The 6,087-nt window shown below is 67.4% G+C and carries 6 protein-coding genes; all 6 read right to left on the bottom strand.

The genetic code is table 11. The features are described 5' to 3' along the window. Positions 1-16 precede the first annotated feature (16 nt). From ACNPNP_RS19240 to ACNPNP_RS19215, 6 genes are read right to left on the bottom strand one after another with little or no spacing between them, the layout of a single operon-like run. Positions 17-1,249, bottom strand: coding sequence for an FAD-binding oxidoreductase (locus tag ACNPNP_RS19240; RefSeq protein WP_448967639.1), 1,233 nt, complete (start codon positions 1,247-1,249; stop codon positions 17-19). 55 nt (positions 1,250-1,304) lie between these two features. Then, positions 1,305-2,543 (bottom strand): D-mannonate dehydratase ManD, encoded by a 1,239-nt coding sequence (manD, locus tag ACNPNP_RS19235; RefSeq protein WP_448967638.1) that lies wholly within the window; start codon positions 2,541-2,543, stop codon positions 1,305-1,307. Between the two features lie 24 nt (positions 2,544-2,567). Next, positions 2,568-3,719 carry a galactonate dehydratase gene (gene dgoD, locus ACNPNP_RS19230; RefSeq protein ID WP_448967637.1) on the bottom strand — a complete coding sequence of 384 codons (1,152 nt, stop codon included), beginning with the start codon at positions 3,717-3,719 and terminating at the stop codon, positions 2,568-2,570. Continuing rightward, the gene (locus tag ACNPNP_RS19225) at positions 3,716-4,243 is read right to left on the bottom strand and encodes a gluconokinase (protein ID WP_448967636.1); all 528 of its coding nucleotides are present in this window, start codon (positions 4,241-4,243) and stop codon (positions 3,716-3,718) included. Before ACNPNP_RS19225 ends, dgoD begins: the two co-directional genes overlap by 4 nt. A gap of 3 nt (positions 4,244-4,246) precedes the next feature. Next, entirely contained in the window at positions 4,247-5,128 is an 882-nt protein-coding gene (locus tag ACNPNP_RS19220; protein WP_448967635.1) for a carbohydrate ABC transporter permease, read from the bottom strand. Beyond that, on the bottom strand, positions 5,128-6,054 hold the full coding sequence (locus tag ACNPNP_RS19215; RefSeq protein ID WP_448967634.1) for a carbohydrate ABC transporter permease: 927 nt from the start codon (positions 6,052-6,054) through the stop codon (positions 5,128-5,130). Before ACNPNP_RS19215 ends, ACNPNP_RS19220 begins: the two co-directional genes overlap by 1 nt. Positions 6,055-6,087: the final 33 nt, after the last annotated feature.

Raw genomic sequence — 6,087 nt, 5'->3', positions numbered from 1 at the left:
CCCCCCCCTTCTCGCATCACAGTGCGATGTTGTGGTTGCGCCGGAAGCGGTTCTGCGGGTCCCACTTCGCCTTGACCGTGCGCAGCCTTTCGTACGCCTCCGGGGTGAACATCCCCGGCACAGCGGCGGGGCGCTCCGTGTCGGCGAAGTTGCCGTACTCGGCGAGGCGGCCCGATTCTATCCGGCGCCAGTCGGCGAGGATCGCCGCCCGGGTGCCGTCATCGATCATGCCGGGGATGTCGAAGCCTCCCGCCATCACGAACCATGTGGCCGACCGGGCGGGGAACGCCGTCGCGTCCTGAGGCACATCGGCATACGCACCGCCGAGGGAGCGCAGGAAGACCACCGAAGCCGGGTAGGCCGCACGGAACGCGACGAGCCGGTCGATCATCTCGTCGTCCAGCTCGGCGAAGAGGCCGTTGCCTCCGATGAAGCCGGGAGGAGCGGGCGCCTCCTCCCCCGCATCAGGCACTGGCATCTCGAGCAGGATGTCCCGGTACGCCGGAGTCGTCACCGTCGCGTCGATGCCGTCCAGCGCCGCGATCGGTGCGAGCGTCTCCTCGAGCGCGTCGACGTCGTCGCCCGCCCATACCGCGGCCAGCCGCGCGCCGGCCGGTGCACTCGGATCCATCGCGGGGACATCCATGAACGTCACCGTCAGCTCACGCGCCGCCGTGCGCATCACATCGCGAGCGGCGCGCAGTGCCGCCGCCGGGTCGCCCCCGATCGCGTACTCCGCGTACACGATGCCCGGGATGCGATGCGCTTCGAAATCGAACCGGGTCACGACACCGAAGTTGCCGCCCCCTCCGCGCAGCGCCCAGAAGAGGTCGGGGTTCTCGGTCGCGGAGGTCTCGACGATCTCCCCTGACGCCGTCACGACCTGCGCACCGCGCAGCTGATCCACCGCGAGCCCCCAGCCGCGCACCATCCAACCGATCCCGCCGCCGAGGGTGAGGCCGCCGACGCCGACCGTCGCTGTGTCACCGGAGCTGATGGCGAGCCCCTCCCCTGCGAGGGCTGCGGCGACCGCTCCCCATGTCGCGCCGCCGCCGACGTGCACTGCAGTGCCGTCGATGCGGATGTCGGCGAGCTCTGCGAGTTCCATGCGCAGACCGGGCGATTCATCGTGCGACCACGGCCCGTGGCCGCCCGAGACCACGGTGATGGGTTCATGGTGCGCGCGGCGCACCAGTGCGGCGACGTCCTCCGGGGTCGCCGGACGTACTGTCTGTGAACTTTCTGTCATGCGCAGATCGTATGCCGGTGCCCGGACATTCGGGCCACCGTCGCGCGCCGCTCACTCACCAATCGTGGACGGTGCCGTCGGCCAGGCGGTTGTAGGGCAGGTAGGCCTGCTCGTACGGGTACCTGCCCGCTTCGTCGACGTCGAGCTCGACCCCCAGCCCCGGTGCGTCGCCGGGGTGCAGCAGGCCGTCGTTCCAGGTGAATGACTGCTGGAAGACCTGGTTCGTCCGTTCGCCGTGCTGCATGTACTCCTGGATGCCGAAGTTGTGGATGCTGAGCCCGAGGTGCATCTGCGCGGCCATCCCCACCGGCGAGATGTCCGTCGGCCCGTGGAAGCCCGACTTGATCTGATACTGCGCCGCATAGTCGATCGTCTTCTTCAGCGCGGTGATGCCGCCCATGTGCGTGACGGCACCGCGCACGTAGTCGATGAGCTGTTCGCGGATCAGGTCCTTGAAATCCCAGACCGTGTTGAAGATCTCGCCGATCGCGAGCGGCGTCGTCGTGTGCTGACGCACCAGGCGCAGCGCCTCCTGGTTCTCGGCCGGCGTGCAGTCCTCGAGCCAGAACAGGTCGTACGGCTCGAGGTCCTTCCCGAGCTTCGCCGCCTGGATCGGCGTCATCCGGTGGTGCCCGTCGTGCAGAAGCGGGATCTCGGGGCCGAACTCGGCTCGTACGGCCTCGAAGACGCCGGGAAGATGGCGCAGGTACGACCGGGTGTCCCAGTCCTCCTCCGTCGGCACCGTACCGCGGCGCGCCGGTTCATGGTCGTAGCGGGCCTCGCCCCCACCGGCATCGGCGGCCTGCGACGCGATCCCGTAGATCGCCTTCAGCCCCGGAACCCCGGTCTGGATGCGGATCGCCCTGTAGCCCTGATCCAGGTGCGCACGCACACTGTCGAACAGTTCCGGCAGCTCCTTGCCCGACGCGTGCCCGTACGCCATCAGTCCGGTACGGCTCGCACCGCCCAGCAGCTGGTACAACGGCATCCCGGCGGCCTTCGCCTTGATGTCCCACAGCGCCATGTCCACGGCGGCGATCGCCGCCATCGTCACCGGCCCCCGCCGCCAATAGGCCGATCGGTACAGGAACTGCCAGGTGTCCTCGATCCGATGCGCATCACGGCCAGCCAGCAGCGGAACCACATGCTCGGTCAGGTACGCGACGACCGCGAGCTCACGCCCGTTCAGCGTCGCGTCCCCCAGTCCGCTCAGCCCGTCATCCGTCGTCAGCTTCAACGTGACGAAGTTGCGGTCCGGACTGGTCACGATGACCTCGGCCTTATCGATCTTCACTGCGGGCTCCATTCTCGTGGACGTTCACCATTCCGCCACCGATCCGTCGGCATGACGCCAGATCGGGTTCTGCCACGTCTCCCAGCGGGATGAGGCTTCGCGCACCGCGCGCTCGTCGATCTCGACACCGAGACCCGCCCCGGTCAACCGCTCGAAGCCTCCGTCGACGAACTTCAGCGGGGAGGTGTCCAGCACGTAGTCGAGCACCTCGGCGCCCTTGTTGTAGTGGATGCCGATCGACTGCTCCTGGATCAGGTGGTTCGGCGTCGCGAAGCCGACCTGCAGGCATGCGGCGAGCGCCAGCGGACCGAGCGGGCAATGCGGAGCGATCACCGCGTCGAACGTCTCGGCGAGCGCGGCGATCCGACGCACCTCGGAGATGCCGCCGGCGTGCGAGAGATCCGGCTGCGCGACCGCGATGCCGGCCTGCAGCACCGGGAGGAACTCCTGCCGGCTGTACAGCCGCTCCCCCGTCGCGATCGGGATGGTCGTCGCATCGACCATCCTTCCGATCATGTGGGAGTTCTCGGGGACGACCGGCTCTTCGATGAAGAACGGATGCAGCGGCTCCAGCAGCGGCGCCAGCCGACGGGCGGTCGCGAGCGTGAACCGGCCGTGGAGATCGACGGCGACATCGCGATCGGGCCCCAGAGTGGCGCGCGCGCTGGCGACCCTCGCGACGACGCCGTCGAGCTCGGCCACCGAGCCGTTGCGGCTCATCTTCCCGGATCCGTTCATCTTCACGGCGGTGAGGCCGACATCGAGCTGCGCCGAGATCTGTTCGGCGATCTCCGCCGGGTCGTCACCGCCCACCCATCCGTATGCGCGGATCCGGTCCCTCACCGCGCCGCCGAGGAGATCGTGCACCGGCACGCCCAAACGCTTGCCCTTGAGGTCCCACAGCGCCTGGTCGATGCCGGAGACCGCACTCGCGAGCACTGCCCCTCCGCGGTAGAACTGGCTCTTGGTGAGCACCTGCCAATGGTCCTCGATCAGGCCGGGATCGGTGCCGATGAGGTACGCGGCGAACTGATCGACCGCCGCACGCACGACGTCGGCGTAGCCCTCCAGCGAGGCCTCCCCCCACCCGACGAGTCCGTCGCTGGTCTCGATGCGCACGAAGAGCCAGCGCGGCGCGATCGGGAACGACTCCACGCGATCGATCACGGCGGTCATTCGTCTCGTCCTGTCTTCGGGGGGAGATCGGCCACGACCGCGTCGACGATCATGTCCGGCTCGGCTGTCACGCTGACCCGGATGCCGCGCTCGTCGGCGTCGAGCGGCTCGAGGGTGTCGTACTGCGACTGCAGCAGTGAGGCCGGCATGTACTCGTGCGTGCGCGAGCCCACCCGCTCCCGCACCAGTTCGATCGGCGCCCATGGCTCGACGAAATACACCGCGGGGTCGTGCTCGCGGATGATCTCCCGATACTCGCGCCGCAGAGCGGAGCACGCCACGACAGCCCCGCCGTCGCTGACGTGCGCGGTGAGCTGCTCGCCCACCGCATGCAGCCACGGCACGCGATCCTCGTCCGTGAGCGGCGTCCCCGCCGCCACCCGTTCGATGTTCCGCTCGGAATGCAGTCGGTCGCCCTCCACGAAACGGACGCCGAGCCGTTCAGCGAGTCTCCTGCCGATCGTCGATTTGCCGATGCCCTGCACCCCCATGACCACGATGGAGATCGTCGATGTCGCCTGCATGGTTCAGCCCTTCGTCGCGCCGGCGGTGAGACCGGTCACGATGTACCGCTGGGTGAACAGTGCGATCAGCATGATCGGCGTCGTCACGACCACGGAGGCCGCCATCAGCGCACCCCAGTCGATCGAGGCATAGCCGATGAAGTCGAAGATCGCGACGGGCAGCGTCTTGGTGGAGTTGCCGGAGAGGACCAGGGCGAACATGAAGTTGTTCCACGAGAAGATGAACGACAGGATCGTCGCGGTCGCGATGCCGGGCACCGACAGCGGAAGAGTGATGCGGAAGAACGCCCCGATCGCGGTGAGTCCGTCGACCTGGGCCGACTCCTCCAGCTCCTCGGGCAGCTGATCGAAGAACGACATCATGATGTAGAGGATCAGCGGCAGCGAGACGAACATGTGCGAGAGGATCAGCGGCAGGTAGCCGCCCGTCATCTTCAGCTGGGCGAAGATGAAGTACCACGGCACGAGAAGACTCACGCCGGGGATGATCCGAGCCAGCAGCACGACCATCGCGGACTTGTTCATCAGGAAGCGGCTCATCGCGTACGCGGCAGGAACGGCGAGCACGAGCGAGAGCGCGGTGGCCATGAAGGCGACGAAGAACGAGTTCCAGATGTAGACGAGGTAGTTGCCACGACGCGGGTCGAACACCGTGCCGTAGTTCTCGAGCGTCGGATCGAAGAGGAACGCCTTGGTGGGATCGTAGATCTGCACGTTGAGCTTGAAGCTCGCCAGCACCATCCACACGATGGGTCCCAGGAAGGCGAGCACGATGAGTGCCAGCCCGACGAAGCGTCCCACCGGACCCCAGCGGAACTTGCGTCGGCGCAGCATCGGCGGCCTCGCGCCACCGGCGACGAGCGTGCGGGTGTCTGCCGTGGTCATCATGAGTCCTTGCCCTTTCGCTGCATCTGGAGAACCCAGATCACACCCAGGATCAGCAGGAAGAACAGGATGAGAACCGCCGACGCCAATCCGTACTCGTTGTAGTCGAAACTCAGGCCGTACGCGTAGACGTTGAGCGTCTCGACGTCGTGGAACGCGCCCCCGCCCTTGCCCTTGGTCGCGTAGAGGATGTCGAAGGTCTTCAGCGCGTCGATGCCTCGAAGCAGCACGGCCGCGACGATCACCGGGCGCATCAGCGGCACCGTCACGTACCAGAACCGCTGCCACCCGTTCGCCCCGTCGACCTTCGCCGCCTCCTGCGGCTCCTCCGACAGACCGGTGAGTCCGGCGAGCAGGATCAGGGCCACCATGGGCGTCCACTGCCAGATGTCGACGAACGTGAGGGTCGCGAGTGACGTGGCGGGGTCTGCCAGCCACGGCTGCGGCGGGATGCCGACCCAGGACAGCATCTCGTTGACGAAGCCGATGTTCGGCTCGAACAGCAGCCGCCACATCATGCCGACCGCCACCGGCGTCGCCACCAGCGGCAGCAAGATGATGGTCCTCACTACGCCCTGGCCGCGGAACGGCTTCCACAGCAGCAGCGCGATGATCATTCCGAGGATCAGCTCGAAGAACAGCGCTCCTCCGGTGAAGGCGAAGGTGCGCCACACCGCCGGCCAGAAGCGCTCGGTGTCGGTGAGGACCTCGGCGTAGTTCTCGAGTCCGTTGAAGTCGAACTTGCGTCTGACGGACCGTTTGGCGTCTGTGAAGCTCAGGAACAGCGTCCAGCCGAGCGGGATGGCGAGCAGAAGGGCGGTGAACGCGATCGAGGGACCTGCGAACAGCCACTTGCGGTGCCGGTTGGCCCAGCGGCTGAAGTTCTCCCTCGCCCCGACATCCTCGGGGGTGCGCAGTGCAGTCATGAGTGCTTCCGTCAGGGTCCGGGGGCGCCGCCC

Source organism: Microbacterium xerophyticum, from assembly GCF_053543555.1.
Note: the sequence above shows the minus strand (reverse complement) of the source record. Positions and strands in the feature narration are given on the sequence as shown.